Origin of the sequence: Gillisia hiemivivida, from assembly GCF_007997295.1 — a bacterium.
Taxonomy (GTDB): domain Bacteria; phylum Bacteroidota; class Bacteroidia; order Flavobacteriales; family Flavobacteriaceae; genus Gillisia; species Gillisia hiemivivida.
This window is the reverse complement of sequence record NZ_VORY01000035.1, coordinates 1-15,723: the sequence shown is the minus strand read 5'-3', so window position 1 is coordinate 15,723 and position 15,723 is coordinate 1. Positions and strand designations below refer to the sequence as shown.

At 34.7% G+C, this 15,723-nt stretch carries 17 protein-coding genes; 6 read left to right on the top strand and 11 right to left on the bottom strand.

Annotation, left to right across the window (positions count from 1 at the left end; translation table 11 throughout):
• Positions 1–232: 232 nt before the first annotated feature.
• On the bottom strand, positions 233–796 hold the full coding sequence (locus ES724_RS16100; protein ID WP_146934924.1) for a DUF5004 domain-containing protein: 564 nt from the start codon (positions 794–796) through the stop codon (positions 233–235).
• Positions 797–1,177: 381 nt separating this feature from the next.
• Here ES724_RS16100 and rplM point away from each other — a divergent pair, with 381 nt between their 5' ends.
• The 4 genes from rplM (at position 1,178) to tsf (ending at position 4,091) form a co-directional block, all read left to right on the top strand.
• Positions 1,178–1,633: a 50S ribosomal protein L13 gene (gene rplM / locus ES724_RS16095; RefSeq protein WP_026837405.1), complete on the top strand. Its 456-nt coding sequence runs from the start codon at positions 1,178–1,180 to the stop codon at positions 1,631–1,633.
• Positions 1,633–2,019, top strand: coding sequence for a 30S ribosomal protein S9 (gene rpsI / locus ES724_RS16090; protein ID WP_026837404.1), 387 nt, complete (start codon positions 1,633–1,635; stop codon positions 2,017–2,019). Before rplM ends, rpsI begins: the two co-directional genes overlap by 1 nt.
• A gap of 139 nt (positions 2,020–2,158) precedes the next feature.
• Positions 2,159–3,172, top strand: a complete 1,014-nt coding sequence (gene rpsB / locus ES724_RS16085) for a 30S ribosomal protein S2 (RefSeq protein ID WP_146934921.1) — start codon at positions 2,159–2,161, stop codon at positions 3,170–3,172.
• A gap of 94 nt (positions 3,173–3,266) precedes the next feature.
• The gene (gene tsf, locus ES724_RS16080) at positions 3,267–4,091 is read left to right on the top strand and encodes a translation elongation factor Ts (RefSeq protein WP_146934918.1); all 825 of its coding nucleotides are present in this window, start codon (positions 3,267–3,269) and stop codon (positions 4,089–4,091) included.
• A 67-nt stretch (positions 4,092–4,158) separates the two neighbouring features.
• Here the strand turns inward: tsf and ES724_RS16075 are convergent, their stop codons facing one another.
• The 4 genes from ES724_RS16075 to ruvC form a co-directional block, all read right to left on the bottom strand.
• Positions 4,159–4,905: a cyclase family protein gene (locus ES724_RS16075; RefSeq protein WP_146934915.1), complete on the bottom strand. Its 747-nt coding sequence runs from the start codon at positions 4,903–4,905 to the stop codon at positions 4,159–4,161.
• Between the two features lie 346 nt (positions 4,906–5,251).
• Positions 5,252–6,388: a radical SAM family heme chaperone HemW gene (gene hemW, locus ES724_RS16070; RefSeq protein WP_146934912.1), complete on the bottom strand. Its 1,137-nt coding sequence runs from the start codon at positions 6,386–6,388 to the stop codon at positions 5,252–5,254.
• Positions 6,389–6,422: 34 nt separating this feature from the next.
• The gene (locus ES724_RS16065) at positions 6,423–6,782 is read right to left on the bottom strand and encodes a four helix bundle protein (RefSeq protein ID WP_146934909.1); all 360 of its coding nucleotides are present in this window, start codon (positions 6,780–6,782) and stop codon (positions 6,423–6,425) included.
• Between the two features lie 43 nt (positions 6,783–6,825).
• Positions 6,826–7,383, bottom strand: coding sequence for a crossover junction endodeoxyribonuclease RuvC (ruvC, locus tag ES724_RS16060; RefSeq protein WP_146934906.1), 558 nt, complete (start codon positions 7,381–7,383; stop codon positions 6,826–6,828).
• A 114-nt stretch (positions 7,384–7,497) separates the two neighbouring features.
• Between ruvC and ES724_RS16055 the strand changes: the two genes are divergently transcribed.
• Positions 7,498–8,652: a glycosyltransferase gene (locus tag ES724_RS16055; RefSeq protein ID WP_146934904.1), complete on the top strand. Its 1,155-nt coding sequence runs from the start codon at positions 7,498–7,500 to the stop codon at positions 8,650–8,652.
• Positions 8,653–8,947: 295 nt separating this feature from the next.
• On the opposite strand, the gene ES724_RS16050 is transcribed toward ES724_RS16055, so the two are convergent.
• From ES724_RS16050 to ES724_RS16025, 6 genes are all read right to left on the bottom strand, one after another.
• Complete coding sequence (locus ES724_RS16050; RefSeq protein WP_146934902.1) at positions 8,948–9,424, bottom strand: hypothetical protein; 477 nt, start codon at positions 9,422–9,424, stop codon at positions 8,948–8,950.
• Positions 9,425–9,485: 61 nt separating this feature from the next.
• Positions 9,486–10,631, bottom strand: a complete 1,146-nt coding sequence (locus tag ES724_RS16045; protein WP_146934899.1) for a tetratricopeptide repeat protein — start codon at positions 10,629–10,631, stop codon at positions 9,486–9,488.
• Between the two features lie 11 nt (positions 10,632–10,642).
• Positions 10,643–12,001, bottom strand: coding sequence for a redoxin family protein (locus ES724_RS16040; protein WP_146934896.1), 1,359 nt, complete (start codon positions 11,999–12,001; stop codon positions 10,643–10,645).
• 100 nt (positions 12,002–12,101) lie between these two features.
• A complete protein-coding gene (locus ES724_RS16035; RefSeq protein ID WP_246136898.1) occupies positions 12,102–12,926 on the bottom strand; it encodes an energy transducer TonB in 825 nt (274 codons plus the stop codon).
• A gap of 58 nt (positions 12,927–12,984) precedes the next feature.
• The gene (locus tag ES724_RS16030; protein WP_146934893.1) at positions 12,985–14,427 is read right to left on the bottom strand and encodes a M56 family metallopeptidase; all 1,443 of its coding nucleotides are present in this window, start codon (positions 14,425–14,427) and stop codon (positions 12,985–12,987) included.
• A 1-nt stretch (position 14,428) separates the two neighbouring features.
• The gene (locus ES724_RS16025; protein WP_146934890.1) at positions 14,429–14,794 is read right to left on the bottom strand and encodes a BlaI/MecI/CopY family transcriptional regulator; all 366 of its coding nucleotides are present in this window, start codon (positions 14,792–14,794) and stop codon (positions 14,429–14,431) included.
• A gap of 229 nt (positions 14,795–15,023) precedes the next feature.
• Between ES724_RS16025 and ES724_RS16020 the strand changes: the two genes are divergently transcribed.
• The gene (locus ES724_RS16020; protein WP_146934887.1) at positions 15,024–15,539 is read left to right on the top strand and encodes a DUF456 domain-containing protein; all 516 of its coding nucleotides are present in this window, start codon (positions 15,024–15,026) and stop codon (positions 15,537–15,539) included.
• Positions 15,540–15,723 lie beyond the last annotated feature (184 nt).

Here is a 15,723-nt window from a genome sequence, read left to right as displayed (position 1 = left end):
GTTAGCAGTTAGCAGTTAGCAGTTAGCAGTTAGCAGTTAGCAGTTAGCAGTTAGCAGTTAGCAGTTAGCAGTTAGCAGTTAGCAGTTAGCAGTTAGCAGTTAGCAGTTAGCAGTTAGCAGTTAGCAGAAAATAAATATTCTGAATTTGAATATAGGTTTTTTACTATTTATTTAAAAATAAAAAAGCTGTCCTTTTTAAGTGGGGACAGCTTTTTATTATAATTTAAATGCATTATAATCTAGTATATTCTAAGGCTAAGATCCTGATCTTAGAAGCTGAAGTATCTCCTGGATCTGTTACATATATATTAGATTCAGCTTTTGAAACATCAAAGGCAAAAGTACTTGTATTATAGTTCAAAGCTTTTCTATCAGTATAAATAGTTCCGTCTATACTAATATGAAGTATAAGATCTGTTCCTTCAATATCCCAAGTTCCAAAGTCGATTCTATTCTTCACACAAACAAATTCAGCATTGCTGGTTCCTCCATTAAAATCTAGACGAGCATTGGTTGTTGAAAATGTTTTATCCTGACTGAAAATAATTTTCATATCGTTAAAACAGGAGGATTCATTTAATAGGTTTTTATCTCCGGTCCCATCTTTGTTAAGGTCTACCAAAGTATCTGCATTCATAGCAGAGAGTTTCCACTCTCCAACAAGATCATCAGGATTAATAGATGCTTCAAAATTGCTTGTTTTAAAAGAGGAATTAGTGTCGGATCCATCTTCTTTGCTACAAGCAAAGCTTAATATTGCCAATGCAAAAATTAAAGTGAATTTATAAAATTTCATATATAGGTGTTTGATATTAGGGAAACTAAAGTGCAAACATAAGTATTTTAATAAGTTTTTTATGACAATATTAACATCAAAATTACTCTTTATCGTTAAATAATGTCTTTAGCCGATATTATGGTTTTCTTTAAAATATAAAATAAACCTGTTTTAATACAGTAATATATTTTGGATGTTCACATTTTAGCAAGCTTGATGTTGGAGGACATTATTTCAGTATATAAAGGTTGTTGACAGTCAATGAATTCTGTTCTAATAAATTAATGAAGGTCTATTTGCATTCTGAATTTATAATTGTACATTTGCACCCCTGTTTTCCCGATAGATTTATCTAGGGGCAGGGAATGGAATGTTTAATAACAAGTAAAATTAATTAGTGTGGACACATTAAGCTACAAAACAGTATCGGCCAACAAGGCTACCGTGACCAAAGATTGGGTACACGTAGATGCTGATGGTCAGACTTTAGGTCGTCTTTCTACTCAGGTTGCAAAATTACTAAGAGGGAAATTCAAGCCTAACTTCACCCCACACGTTGATTGCGGTGATAACGTAATTGTTACCAATGCCGAGAAAATCAACTTATCAGGTAAAAAATGGGATTCTAAAGAATACATTCGCCATACTGGCTATCCTGGGGGACAACGCAGTCTAACTGCAACCGAATTATTCAATAAAGGACCGGAAAGGTTAATTGAAAATGCGGTAAAAGGAATGCTACCTAAAAACAAATTAGGCGCAGCTATATTCCGTAATTTAAAGGTATATGTAGGATCAGAACATGATCAATCTGCACAAAAGCCTAAAACTATCAACTTAAACGATCTTTTGTAATGGAAGTTATTCACAAAATTGGCCGTAGAAAAACGGCTGTTGCGCGTATCTATGTTGGACAAGGAAAAGGCAACATTACAATTAACAAAAAGGATCTTAAGGATTATTTTACGACTGGACCTTTAGTTTATAAAGTAATGCAACCTCTTAACATGACCGGAAACGAAGAAAACTTCGACATCAAGGTAAATGTTTTTGGTGGTGGTATCACTGGACAAGCTGAAGCTATTCGTCTTGCTATCGCTAGAGCAATGGTAGAATTAGACCCGGAAAACAGAGCTACTTTAAAGCCTGAAGGTTTAATGACCAGAGATCCAAGAATGGTAGAACGTAAGAAGTTCGGACAGAAGAAAGCTCGTAAGAAATTCCAGTTCTCTAAACGTTAATATCATTGGGCATTGCCCGAAAGTTCATTTAAAAATTAAAATTTTTGTTGTTGCTCCAACTAGTATTGGAGGTTAGTTTAGCATCTAAACCACGCATTAGCGGGGTTGCTATCTCAACAGAACGTAAACTATTACAAAAATGGCAAACAAAGTAGAAGTAAAAGAATTACTTGATGCAGGTGTACATTTTGGACACCTTACAAGAAGATGGAACCCAAACATGGCCCCATTTATCTATATGGAACGCAATGGGATTCACATCATAAACCTATATAAAAGTGCTGCTAAAATGCAGGAAGCTGGTGAAGCTCTTAATAAGATCGCTGCTAGTGGAAGAAAAATACTTTTTGTAGCTACAAAAAAACAAGCTAAAGAAATTGTTGCAGAACATGCAGCAAAAGCCAACATGCCTTACATCACTGAAAGATGGCCTGGTGGAATGCTTACAAACTTTATCACTATCCGTAAGGCTGTTAAGAAAATGTCTTCTATTGATAGAATGAAAAAAGATGGTACTTTCAACACTCTTTCTAAGAAAGAACGTTTACAAGTTGACCGTTTAAGAGCTAAGTTAGAGAAAAACTTAGGTTCTATTTCAGAAATGAGCCGTCTTCCTTCAGCTCTATTTGTTGTAGATATTACCCGTGAACATATTGCGGTTAAAGAAGCTCAAAAATTAAACATTCCAATTTTTGCAATGGTTGATACAAATTCTGATCCTCGTGAAGTAGAATATGTGATTCCATCTAATGATGATGCTTCAAAATCTATTGACAAAGTTGTTTCTTACATGGCAGAATCTATTATTGCCGGTCTTTCTGAAAGAAAGTCTAGTAAGGATGCTAAAGAAGAAGGATCTGATGAAAAAGCTGCTAAAGCTCCAAAGGCTAAAAAAGCTAAAGCTGATGTAGAAGCTCCTTCTAAAGATGCTGAAGATAAAAAAGCACCTAAAGAAACTAAGGCTGATGCAGAAGCACCTTCTAAAGATGCTGAAGACAAAAAAGCACCGAAAGAAGCTAAAGCTGACGTAGAAGTTCCTTCTACCGATGCTGAAGATAAAAAAGCGATGAAAGAGGCTAAAAAAGATGTGAAATTAGAATCTAAAGAAGAAACACTTGAAAAAGCTGCTGATTCTACAGAAGAGAAAGAATAACATACCTTTTTAAGTAATATATAAGTCGTTTAGATCTTTCTTCAAACAAAGCTAAGCGACTTATTTTTTAAAAAACTAAAAAATTTTAAACATCATGGCAAATATAACAGCCGCAGAAGTAAATAAATTAAGAAAATCTACCGGTGCCGGTATGATGGATTGCAAAAAAGCCTTAGTGGAAGCTGATGGGGATTTTGAATTAGCAATCGAAGTATTACGTAAACAAGGTCAAAAAGTTGCTGCAAAGCGTGCCGACAGAGATTCTTCTGAAGGTGCTGTAATTGCAAAAGTAAACGATGATGCTACTAAAGGTGTTATTGTTTCTTTAAACTGTGAGACAGATTTCGTTGCGAAAAATGATACTTACGTAGCTATGGCTACTCAAATTGCAGAAATTGCACTTTCTACTTCTTCAAAAGAAGAATTATTAGCTGCAGATTTCAACGGAATTTCTGTTCAGGATAAATTAACTGAGCAAACAGGAGTTATCGGTGAGAAAATTGAAATTGGAGATTACCGCACAATGGAAGCTCCTTTCGTAGGTTCTTATATTCATGCTGGAAATAAAATTGCTGTTCTAACTGGACTTTCTAAAAATGTTGATGGAGCTGAAGAAGCTGCAAAAAACGTTTCTATGCAAGCGGCAGCTATGAACCCAGTTGCTTTAAATGAAGAAGGTGTAGATCAAACTACCATCGATAAAGAAATCGAGATCGCTAAAGATCAATTAAGACAAGAAGGAAAACCAGAAGAAATGTTAGACAACATTGCTAAAGGTAAGATCAAACGTTTCTTTAAAGACAACACTTTAGTAAACCAAGATTATATTAAAGATAACAAAATGAGTATCTCTGCTTACGTTAAGTCTGTAGACAGTGATCTTAAAGTTGTTTCTTTTGAAAGAGTTGCTTTAGGATAAAAAGCTTCTTTAAAACTAAATAAAAACCCGTTTCATTTATTTGAAGCGGGTTTTTAGTTTTTAAGGCTTATTGTATTTTATACAACACCGGCTTACTCGGTGAAGCATCATTCTCAAATGAAGCTATCTGGAGGTTTAAAATATACATTCCATCTTCAACCTTACTGGCAACATAGACCAACTCAGTAATAGTAGCATCTAATCTGGTGTTCTTGGGATAATCCCAAAAGGCCTTATGAGCTAACAGCTTCCCTTCATCTTTTTCCTTATCTACAGATGGCAAATCTATTAAAAGATGCTTGATACCACATTCTCTTATATATCTAGCAGCAGCTTCCTCTAAATATGGCCAATTAGTATGAGAATATTTCTTGCTTCGTTTCTCGATATAATTAGGAAGCGTTCTTATAATGACTGATTCCACCTCATCTACTTTTAGCAAGCTTCTAATCTGAGCCTCAGTAATTACTTGATCTTCTCCCCTTCTCTCAGGCTCAATTGAAATGACTTTTGCTGTAAAAAAGAAGTTCTTTAAAGTTTCATTTATACTATGAAATTCTCTCGTAATATGCCCGACACATTCGGTATGAGTACCGTGTCCATGCGGATTGAAAGATATATTATTGAAATTGGTAGAACTCCCGGATGTTACTTTCCCTATAAAATCTCCATCTACCACCGGTTGGATCTTTGGGGGATTTAAATACCAAGCAATTGGATTTTTGTCGTCTCCCCTAAGAACAAGGGAAATGTCCAAAGGCTTAGAAAGGTCTAAACTGTAGGTTTTATTTTGATATTTAATTTCTGCTTTCATCCAAATACTCTAATTTACTTCCTGCCCGTCATGCTGTCCCGACGCTTCGGGAGTTTCAGCATCTATTTTAGTACTGACAGCTCATTTCCTTATAGACCCTGAAATGAATTCAGGGTGACGCACATACCTTAATCTACCTATTAGGCCTAACCTTATGCTGTCCCGAAGCATCGGGAGTTTCAGCATCCATTTTAGTGCTGAAAGCTCATTTTCTCTAAGACACTGAAATGAATTCAGGGTGACGTATGTATTCGTCATGCTGTCCCGAAGCATCGGGAGTTTCAGCATCTCGATTCCTTTAATAGAAGACCCTGAAACAAGTTCAGGGTGACGGCCCAACCATATTTTATAAATCCTCATTTATAAAGAATAAATTACTAGCAATTCCATCACTTAGAAATTTTCCTTTTTGAGTAACGGTGAGAATCCCTGCTTTTTGTTCCAAAAGATCTAATTCAACTTCTTTGGAAGCCTCGTTCAATAAATGTGTTTTATAAAAATTCCCGAAGCGTTCCTCTACTTCTTCAATATCTACACCCCACATGGTACGCAGTCTGGTCATCACATATTCGTTATACCTGTCTGTAGTAGACAGTTCTTCTTTTTCTAAAGGCAACTCCCCTTTTTCTATAGATTTCATATACAGCGTATTATTATTGATGTTCCATTTCCTATTTTCCCCAACATAAGAATGAGCAGAAGGTCCTATTCCCAAATATGGCTTACCAAACCAATAGGCTGTATTATTCTCAGAGAAATACCCTGGTTTTCCATAATTAGAAAATTCATAATGAGTAAAACCTTTCGCTTTCAAAATTTTAGTCAGAATATCAAAATGCTCCCTTGCCGCCTCATCATCCACCGGTTTCACTTTTCCCTTTTCAATCATTTTTTTTAGAGCCGTATTGGGCTCTATAGTTAATGCATAGCAAGAGAAATGCGGCAATCCAAGCGATAATGCCGTTTCAATATTGGTTTTCCATCGCTCATTGCTCATTCCCGGAATTCCGTAAATAAGATCTATAGAAATATTCTCAAAAAACTGTTTAGCCATCTGTATACTTTCCATGGCTTCAGTTGCATTATGTGCTCGATTCATCAATTGAAGATCCTCTTCAAAAAAAGATTGAACTCCAATACTCAATCTATTTATTCCGGCATTCTTTAATGTTTTAAGGTTCTCTAGACTAAGATCATCTGGATTTGCTTCCAAAGTGATCTCGGCATCTTTCCTGACTTTAAAATTGGCATTAACGGCATCGAAGATCATTTTCAACTCTTCTGAAGAAAGTAAGGAAGGAGTACCACCTCCAAAATAAATAGTATCTAGCTCTTTTCCGGGTAATTCGTTTTTCCGAAGTCTTATTTCTTCACATAACATAGCAACCAATTCTCCCTTTTTTTTAATAGAAGTGGAAAAATGGAAATCACAATAGTGACAGGCTTGCTTACAGAATGGTATATGAATATATAGTGAGGACATTTTTTTACAATTATCAATTAACAATGAACAATTATCATTTTTTTATTCTAGTAGTTTTTAAAATTGAAAACATGATTTTTGATAGCTCATCAGCCTTTTCAAAAGCATTTTTAAATATATCCAATTCCAAATATTCTGAGTCTTTTAAAAGTAGCAACCAGTATTTCACCTCTAAACTTTCTTTATAAGCTATAGATATTTTTGCAGAAAAATCAGCTTTGGAAATGGCTCCATTTGCTTCAGCTACATTAGCCCCAATAGATGTTCCACATCTCAACAATTGCTTACTAAGAATATATTCCTTTTTTAAAACCGTTAGATCTTTATACAGTTGAATAATAACCAAAGCAAAATCGTAAGATTTCTTAGAAAGCGGATTATTTACTTCACCCATTTATAATTGTTATTGTTATTGATAATTGGTTATTGCTAATTGTTCATTGCTTATTGAGCTTATTCGGATTTTGTTTAACAAAGGAATCCCAGCCCGTGTAACTTTTGCCAACTTCAACTTTACCAGAATTATAAAAATGACATACCGCCGCTGCCAATCCATCTGTAGAATCCAAATTCTTAGGTAATTCTTTAAGTCCCAATAAACTTTGCAGCATCTTAGCAACCTGCTCCTTACTGGCATTCCCATTCCCTGTGATCGCCATTTTTATTTTTTTGGGAAGGTATTCTGTGATTGGAATTTCTCTTGATAAACCCGCAGCCATAGCTACTCCTTGAGCTCTCCCAAGTTTTAGCATAGATTGCACATTTTTCCCAAAAAATGGCGCCTCAATAGCAATCTCATCTGGATGAAAAGTGTCAATTAATTCTACAGTTCGTTCAAAAATCAGTTTCAACTTAATATAAGGATCGCTATACTTTTGAAGTAACAACTCATTTAGTTGTAAAAACTCCATTTTTTTGTTCACCACCTTGATCAAACCAAAGCCCATAATAGTGGTTCCGGGATCGATTCCTAAAATAATACGTTCGTTTTTCAAAAGTGGAAAGTCTTTAGCTATTACCCATTCTTAATAGTTTGTTTACTTTTGATTGGGCGTTGCAAAGCTACATAATTCTGTTTAGCAATTCCGTTAATTCGCAGTTTAGAAAATATGCAATTCTTTGTTTTCCTCTTACTAATTATCACCTGTATATATGCGGTATTAATTATTAGCTTGCTTGTTGGTTGGTTTAGAATTAAGGAATTTAAATCAAATAAATGTTCCAAAAAACTAAAGCTTTCTATAATTATTCCGTTTAGGAATGAAGCTGAAAATTTGCCCGACCTCTTATTAAGTCTCTCGGATATTGACTATCCAAAGACTTATTTCGAAATTATTTTGGTGAACGACGAATCTGAAGATAATTCTTTGCAAGTTTGTCATCATTTCAAACAAACTCATCCAGAAATGCTTATTTCGGTTATAAACAATAATAGGAAAACCAATTCCCCCAAAAAAGATGCATTGGCTACAGCGATAGATTCCGCCCGATTCGAATATATAATTACTACCGATGCAGATTGTGTTGTACCAACTTTGTGGCTTCAATCTTTTAATGAAAAAATTATTGAAACCGGTGCGACAATGATTGCGGCACCCGTTAGTTTTTTTAGCACAAAATTTAATAATGAAAAATTTCTGAACTATTTAGTTGCCTTTCAAGAGTTGGACTTTATGGGCTTACAAGCAGCCGGAATTGGTGGTTTTGGTTTAAAAAAACCATTTCTGTGCAACGGAGCCAATTTATGCTACGAAAAAAAGGCATTTTATGCGGTGGAAGGATTTCAGGGTAACTCAAATATATCTAGCGGAGATGATGTTTTTTTACTTCAGAAATTTAAAGAACTAAACTATCCAGTTTGCTTCTTAAAATCAGAACAAGCCATTGTTTATACCAAACCTCAAGCTTCACTCCAAACATTGTTCTCACAACGCATAAGGTGGGCAGCCAAAACAACGGCCTACAAAAGTGTTTTTGCTAAACTAATTGGCCTAAGCGTTCTATTGGTGAATCTGTTTTTGGGGATTGGACTTATCCTAGCGCTCTTAAACGAAGTGAATTATGAATTCGTGCTCTTCAGTTTCCTTATAAAGTTTCTAGTAGATCTTGCCTTGCTATATTATTCAGCAGCTTTCTTCAGAAAGAAAACGATGTTGAGTCATTATTTATGGTGTAGTCTTCTTTATCCATTTTTCTCTACAATGGTGGCCATTTTATCTCTATTTAGTGGCTTTGAATGGAAAGGAAGAAGTTTTAAAAAATAGAAAAATCTACTTCTCTCTTTTAGCCCATATTGAGCGAAGTCGAAATGCTCGGTTTACTTTTAACTATTTACTGTTAATTGTTAACTGCTAATTGATTATTGTTTATTGTTCATTGTTTATTTCTAACTGTGAACTGAAAACTGTTGACTGAAAACTGTTAATTGTTTATTGCTAATTGTGAACCGCCCACTTCTCTCTACTCACTACAAATTATTTATTGATAATTGTTAATTGATAACTGTTAACTGTTAACTGCTAATTGTTTATTGTTTATTGTTTATTGTTTATTGCAAACCTATTCAGCTTTTATAATAATAGGCATCTTAAAAACACTGGAAACAGGAATCCCACGCTTAATGGCGGGGTATATTTTTGGCAGAGAATCTACACTTTGTCTCACCCATTTATCCAGTTCTGGCAACTGATAGGTAACTACAGAATCTACTCTTATAGAATCTACTACTGGTTTTCCAGATTTTGAGATCTCCAGATATAGAAACAAAGTATCATCTATAGATTGGGTAACAATTGGTTGTTGTTTAACGAGATATGCATATATGGAATTGGCGACCGTAGACTCAAAACAGTCCCTAGCTTTTTCCAACTCAGTTATATTCTTACAATTTTCGAAAGCCGGATATTCATCCACTTCCTTCCAATTCAAAGATTGTGTTTCCTGATTAAACACTTCTTCCGAAGAGATTTTTTTAGTTTCAAAATTCTTACAACACACCAAAAATGGGAAAATAAGCAGAAGTAATATTTTTCTCATGCGGCTAACTATCTAGTCTATTGGATGCCAAAAATAGTGAATTTAAGCAGCTTAGGAAAAACTATTCTCCCTTTAGATGTAATTCTTCTTTAATATCTTTAATTCTAATTTCTGCCAGATAGATCAACTCTGAATTTCCATTTTTTGAATACTTACCAAGGTACGCCTGATAATAATTTATAACGGCTTTTTCATCTTTAAAATAAATATCTGCCGCAACTGCTCGCTCATATAAAGCTCTTTCATTATCTGGGTTTTCCTCTAATGCGCTATTAAAATATTGAAGTGCTTCTTTATAATCCTCTTGCTGCTTATAAGTTAAAGCCAGACTAAGAAACTCGGCATCTACCGGCTGCTTTTTAATTAAAAGTGCCATAAGCAAATGAGTTTCCGACTTTTCTAGATCTCCCGTTCTTGCAAACAATTTTCCCAAGTTATAATGTGTGTCAGAATTTTTGTCTTCATAGCCCAAAGCCAAATTGTACTGCGAAATGGCATCTTCAAAATTATTCTGATGGTAATAGCAGAACCCAAGTTTAGAATGCACAAATTCGTTTCCTTGTCCTAATTCCAATAATTTCTCAAAAGGAGTAATTGCGAGGATAAAAGAATTTTCATTAAAATAAGTTTGAGCCAAAATAGAGATCAACGAAGCATTACTAGGATTTGTTTCTAAACCTTGTAAACTGAGTTCCTCTGCCAAAGGGAAATTCCTTTTGCTCAATGCATCTTTAGCAAGTTTGTATAAAGCTTGCTGATGGGTTTTGTCTAAAGCTATAGTTTTCTGCCAATATTCAATTGCGGTACTATCATTTTGTCTTTCTTTTATTGTTCCTAATTGAAACTGAAACGAGGCATTTTTAGGATATCTGGTTGACAAATTAATATATAAACTATCTGCCGACTTTAATTTTCCCGCTTTAATTAAAACCTCTCCATATTCCATAGCAGTTATAACTTTGTTTGGGTTTTTATCTAAAACTGTTCTATAATTTTTTAATGCTGAAGAAAAATCTCCTTTTGCAACATAAGATTTCGCTAGTCTGGAATAAACTGCTTCAGATTTCTCTTCAATATTCTCCAGATCCTGAATGGCTTCAGAATAATTCCCAACCGCATACAAACTATCTGCAACAGCCAAAGCCGAAGGTTGAGCATTCAATGCCGTTACTATTAAAACAAAAGCGACGGTAGTTAAGACTTTCATGTGCTTTAACATTATTCCAATAGGTTATCAATCTGATTATAAAGTTGAGGATCTGAAGGTTTCATGGCGAAAGATTCTATAATGCTACCTAATTTATCGATGAGCACATAATGAGGAATCCCACTTACTGAATAAGCATCCTTAAGTTCTTTTTCTTTTGAAGGATCAAAGAGGTGGATGCCATTTAGCTCATGTTTTTCAATAAGACGTTGGATACTCTCCTTATTACTTTCTATTCCAATAGAAACAAAGAAAATTTTGTCATTTTTATATTTCTTCTGAAGTTTCTTAAATGCCGGAATTTCTTCTATACATGGTTTGCACCAGCTGGCCCAAAAATCTAAATAAACAAAATTTCCTTTAAAATCTATAAGAGATACTGGCTCGTCCTTCATGTTTCTAAGGGTGAAATTGGGAGCCGGTTTACCAGGAGAAAGCTCTTTTAAGGCTAAATATTGTTTTGTAATTACTTCTTTAAGCTTTTTATCCTGAATAAATTCCTGGGATTTTTGGTAAAACTCATCCAGTTTTTCAAAGCTTTTCATAGAAAAAACGGCAGTTGTATAAAACGCAACTTCTCTTATTTCAGAATTGGTAATGGGAAAAGAATCCTTAACAATATATTCCCATTCTTCCATCCCATTATCACTGGCAATATTTCCAAAATGAGAATAAATAAGCATTGGGAAGAGACCTACATGCAGTAGATCCTCATCGTTGAGATCAAGCTCTGCCAAAGGATCTGGATATTCTTTTGAGGCAACATAAGAAGTTTCAACGGTTTCACGCGTAAAAGAATAATTGTAAAACTTGTGGGCTTTCTCAACGTTCGCCCACAATCTTTCAGTTTTTTGAAGATGCAAATCCATTTCCCCGTGCCGATTGATCACTTCAAGCCGCTGCTCCTCAAGGGAATTTGCATATTGTAAAAATTCTTCCTCAGGAAGCTTTGAAAAATATTGGTAAAAGTTATTTCCACCCACCACCGCGATTAGGGAATCCCTTTCTTTTATATAAGTATTTTCCTTTGCCCCTTCTCCATCGTAGCTAATATTTCCATTATTTAATTTGAGCTGAAGGTCATCACCCGGTTTAAGATAGAGGTTCACTTCATTATTACCGGTCTGAAGTATATAATGGCCTTCTTTTATTTCTATAGTGTCCCTAAAACTGCCATCTTTTTGTACTTGAAGGTCCAGCTTAAGCTCCGGCTGATTGTGATATTTAAATCTGGCACTGGTTTCAAGTCTCAAAAATCCGGCTTCCCCAGGCTCCACTTTTCCTGAAAGAATAATCTTTGGATCTACCTGGCTTTCCTTTTGGCAGGATGTTAGGCAGATTGTTAAAAGAAGTAATAAGAAAAAGCGCATAATTCAAATTTTAAAAGGTTGTAAACTATCTGCAACAGCAAAAGCCGAAGGTTGATCCTCGGCTTTTACAACTGTAAACAATAAAAATATGATTAATAACTTATTCACCTACCTGAAATACTATTGGCAATGAATACATTACATTAGATGCCTGCCCATTTTGTTTTCCAGGGACCATTTGTGGTATTTCATTGATCACTCGTATAGCTTCTGCTTCTAGGGCAGGGTGAGGGGCGCGTGCGCGAGCTTCAATAATATTTCCGGATTTATCGATCTTGAACTGAACAATGATCCTGTTTACTCCTTTGAGATTGAGTTCTTTTCCTAAGTCGGTATTGAAAGCTTCGTTGACGTACTCCTGAATTTTTTCAGACATACATTTTTTCTTCTCGTCATTAGAACCTGAATTTTCACAACCTGGGTATGTTGGCACTTCGTCTATTATTGAGAATGGCACCCCTTGCTCATCACCTTGCTCAGCGCTTCTTTTTTCTACTCGTGGTTTGTTTTTTCGCATTTCTACATACTCCTCATAATCCTGATTTAAAATTGACTGAAATGGATTTTTACTATTCTCATCATAGGTACCAGCTGCTTTTTCTCTTTCTACGGTTTTTTGGTGGATTAATTTCATAAAAGCATACATTCTATAATAGGCTTCTTTTGACTTGATATGTTCTCCTTTTTCAATTAGAAAGAATTCAGAAATTTCTGAAAAACCTACTCCGTTTTTATCCATGGCAGTTATTTCATCCCATAGATTTGCCTTAAGTGCAGCATCTTGATCATCCATTTCTGCTGCATTTTCTATCCTAGGTTCTGTATCCTCACTACATGCAACGAAAGTAAGCAACACCAGCATCAGCGGCAATATCATCAAATACTTGCACCTCGCACTTGTTTTAGATTTTGATTTTTTTAACATAACTATTCGTTTTTTAGAACTATTAATCTCTATTTATCAAAGTTTATAGTAATCAAAATTATTCACCTACCTGAAACACTATTGGCAAGGAATACACAACCCCAATTGCTGTTCCATTTTGTTTTCCTGGAATCATCTGTGGTATGGAATTAATTACACGTTTTGCTTCTTCCTCTAGTTTTGGGTGTGGTGCTCGTGATCTCACCTCTATAATTTCTCCGTTTTTGTTTATTTTAAATTGAACAATAACCCTGTTCTGTCCAGTTAAACCAAGCTCTTTCCCCATATTTGTATTGAAGTTTTCCTGAACATGTTCTTGAATTTTTTGGGACATACATTTCTTTTGCTCTTCATTACTGCCTAAATTCTCACAACCTGGATAAAGAGGCACTTGTTCTATTACGCCAAATGGAACATCTGTACCTTGGTTGTTAACTGTATTACTATGTGACTTGTCTTTTTCATTATTTCCTGAAGATGCCTGAGAAGCCAAATACATTAAAAGTTCTATTTTCATTTTTTCCTCTTTAGTAACCTCTCCTTTAGCTTCAATTTGTTCTATTAAATTATCAATTTGATTTGTAATGGTCCCATCACTTTCAATTGATTGAGAATCATCCTGTGTGCAGGAAACAATTGTAAGCATCATCAGCATTAATGGTAGGATTACCAAATACTTAAATTTCGCGATTGTTTTAGATTTTGATTTTTGTAACATAACTATTCGTTTTTTGATTAATGAATGATTAAAAAATTGATTGATGAATGAAATATTTTGTGTGTTAAAAGCGGTATTCAATAATTGCTCATAATAACTTCGCTTCTCTATTGTTTTTACCACATTGGAGTCGGCAATAAATTCGTGTAGTGCAGCTATTCTATTTTGGTAGATATAAATTAGTGGATTAAACCAAAAAAGGATTTTGAGAATTTCAAAAAACACCAAATCATAACTGTGTTTTTGCTGAACATGAATGATTTCATGTGCTACTATTTGGTCTCTCTCGCTTTTGCTTAGATCTTCTCCTAGAAAAATGGTTTTATTAAAAGTGCAGGCAACATTCGAGGAAGGAATTTCAATAATTCTGAAGCTCTTTACTTCTGAAATAACATTAAACTTGAACAATTTTCGCAAGTTAAAAAGTTTTTTTCCGATGATTCCTATGCTTGCAATTGTACCAATAGCATAAATAATTGCTATCCAATTGAAAGAGTTGCTTTTCTCAGACAATACTAATGCAGGAAGCTGTTGTATGTTTTGGGTAGCATCTCCAATATAAACTTCCGGAAGCCAAAATCTTGAAATTGATGACACAGACTCCTGTGGCACAAAACCAGATAACATTTCAATATTAATTATAGGCAGCAAAAATGCCAGCACCGGTGTAAGTAATAAGTAAGCCCGGTTGTGATTAAAGAAGGTTTCCTTCTTCAGTAAGAATTCATAGACTAGCAAAAATGCTAGCTGAAATAATATTACTTGAATTATATAAGATTCCATATTAAGTGTCTTTGTCTTTATTAATTTCTTTTAAAATAGCCTCTAGATCTTTAGTATCCAGATCGTTATTTTTCATGAAAAACGAAACCATACTTTTAAAAGAGCCATTAAAATAATTATCCATTAACTTATTCATACTTTGGTTGCTATAGGTCTCTTTAGCCACCAAAGGAAAATAAATATAGCCTTTCCCCTCTTTTCTATGCCCTACAAAATCTTTGGACTCCAGAATTCTAACAATGGTAGAAACCGTATTGTAAGCTGGCTTAGGTTCTGGCAGTTCCTCCATAACACCTGCAACATTCCCTTCTGTAAGTTGCCACAAGATCTGCATGATCTCTTCTTCGGCTTTCGTTAGTTGTTTCATTTCTAATAAATTTCTAGGAGCTAATATAAAACTAAATTGTTAGTTGAACTAATGATTTAGTTTAAATTTTCATTTTAAGAACCTCGGTTGCAGTCCCACGAGCTGTATACCAATGGGTTCGGCAGGAATATTCTTTCATGAATTTTAGGCATCCCGATAACTATGGGAACTGGGAATTAAACCCTCAATGAGGGATTAATTCGATATTTTAGCTAAAAAATAAGTAACTATGGATCTCCTTTTAATAATAATTGGTGCACTTTTAATGATCGTTGGAATATTTGGCAGCTTTCTGCCAGTATTGCCAGGAGTTCCAGTAAGTTGGTTGGGGCTCTTAGTTCTGCACCTTGCTCCTTCTGTTCCAATGAACTATTGGCTGCTTGGCATTACCTTGATAATTGCTGTTCTTATATATGCTTTAAACCTAATAATCCCTGCGATGGGCACCAAAGGCTTTGGCGGAAGTAAAGCTGGAATGATTGGAGCCACTATCGGCTTGGTTGTTGGATTAATCGCACCAATCCCTTTTGGGGTTTTAATCGGACCTTTTGTAGGAGCATTTATTGGGGAGATCATTAATAAAAGTAATTCGAAGTCGGCATTAAAAGCAGCTTTTGGATCTTTTATTGGCTTTCTGGCTTCCAGCTTTATGGAATTTATAATTGCTTTTGGATTTTTAATTCTCTTCCTCTACAAGCTTTGGGAATTTAGAAACTTTGTGTTTCCTATCGATTCTTTTAATTAAATTAGACACATATTATGTTCGTTGCATATTTTTTCGATAACAAACTAAGCGAAAAGAGTTCCATTCAATAACTTAACGCAACAAATCTAAAATAATAGATTTGTAAAATGGAAGTAAAAAAACACAGGCGACTAACCTATAAAGAAAGAGTCATTATCCAGACCCTTTTAAATGAAGAAAGAAC

Bases quoted from the DNA above. Each gene is read 5' to 3' on its own strand.
- ES724_RS16045 (WP_146934899.1), bottom strand. From the start codon at position 10,631: ATGAAAGTCTTAACTACCGTCGCTTTTGTTTTAATAGTAACGGCATTG.
- tsf (WP_146934918.1), top strand. From the start codon at position 3,267: ATGGCAAATATAACAGCCGCAGAAGTAAATAAATTAAGAAAATCTACC.
- ES724_RS16100 (WP_146934924.1), bottom strand. From the start codon at position 796: ATGAAATTTTATAAATTCACTTTAATTTTTGCATTGGCAATATTAAGC.
- ES724_RS16020 (WP_146934887.1), top strand. From the start codon at position 15,024: ATGGATCTCCTTTTAATAATAATTGGTGCACTTTTAATGATCGTTGGA.
- ES724_RS16025 (WP_146934890.1), bottom strand. From the start codon at position 14,794: ATGAAACAACTAACGAAAGCCGAAGAAGAGATCATGCAGATCTTGTGG.
- rpsB (WP_146934921.1), top strand. From the start codon at position 2,159: ATGGCAAACAAAGTAGAAGTAAAAGAATTACTTGATGCAGGTGTACAT.
- ES724_RS16050 (WP_146934902.1), bottom strand. From the start codon at position 9,424: ATGAGAAAAATATTACTTCTGCTTATTTTCCCATTTTTGGTGTGTTGT.
- hemW (WP_146934912.1), bottom strand. From the start codon at position 6,388: ATGTCCTCACTATATATTCATATACCATTCTGTAAGCAAGCCTGTCAC.
- ES724_RS16055 (WP_146934904.1), top strand. From the start codon at position 7,498: ATGCAATTCTTTGTTTTCCTCTTACTAATTATCACCTGTATATATGCG.
- ES724_RS16065 (WP_146934909.1), bottom strand. From the start codon at position 6,782: ATGGGTGAAGTAAATAATCCGCTTTCTAAGAAATCTTACGATTTTGCT.
- ES724_RS16030 (WP_146934893.1), bottom strand. From the start codon at position 14,427: ATGGAATCTTATATAATTCAAGTAATATTATTTCAGCTAGCATTTTTG.
- ES724_RS16040 (WP_146934896.1), bottom strand. From the start codon at position 12,001: ATGCGCTTTTTCTTATTACTTCTTTTAACAATCTGCCTAACATCCTGC.
- ES724_RS16035 (WP_246136898.1), bottom strand. From the start codon at position 12,926: ATGTTAAAAAAATCAAAATCTAAAACAAGTGCGAGGTGCAAGTATTTG.
- ES724_RS16075 (WP_146934915.1), bottom strand. From the start codon at position 4,905: ATGAAAGCAGAAATTAAATATCAAAATAAAACCTACAGTTTAGACCTT.
- rpsI (WP_026837404.1), top strand. From the start codon at position 1,633: ATGGAAGTTATTCACAAAATTGGCCGTAGAAAAACGGCTGTTGCGCGT.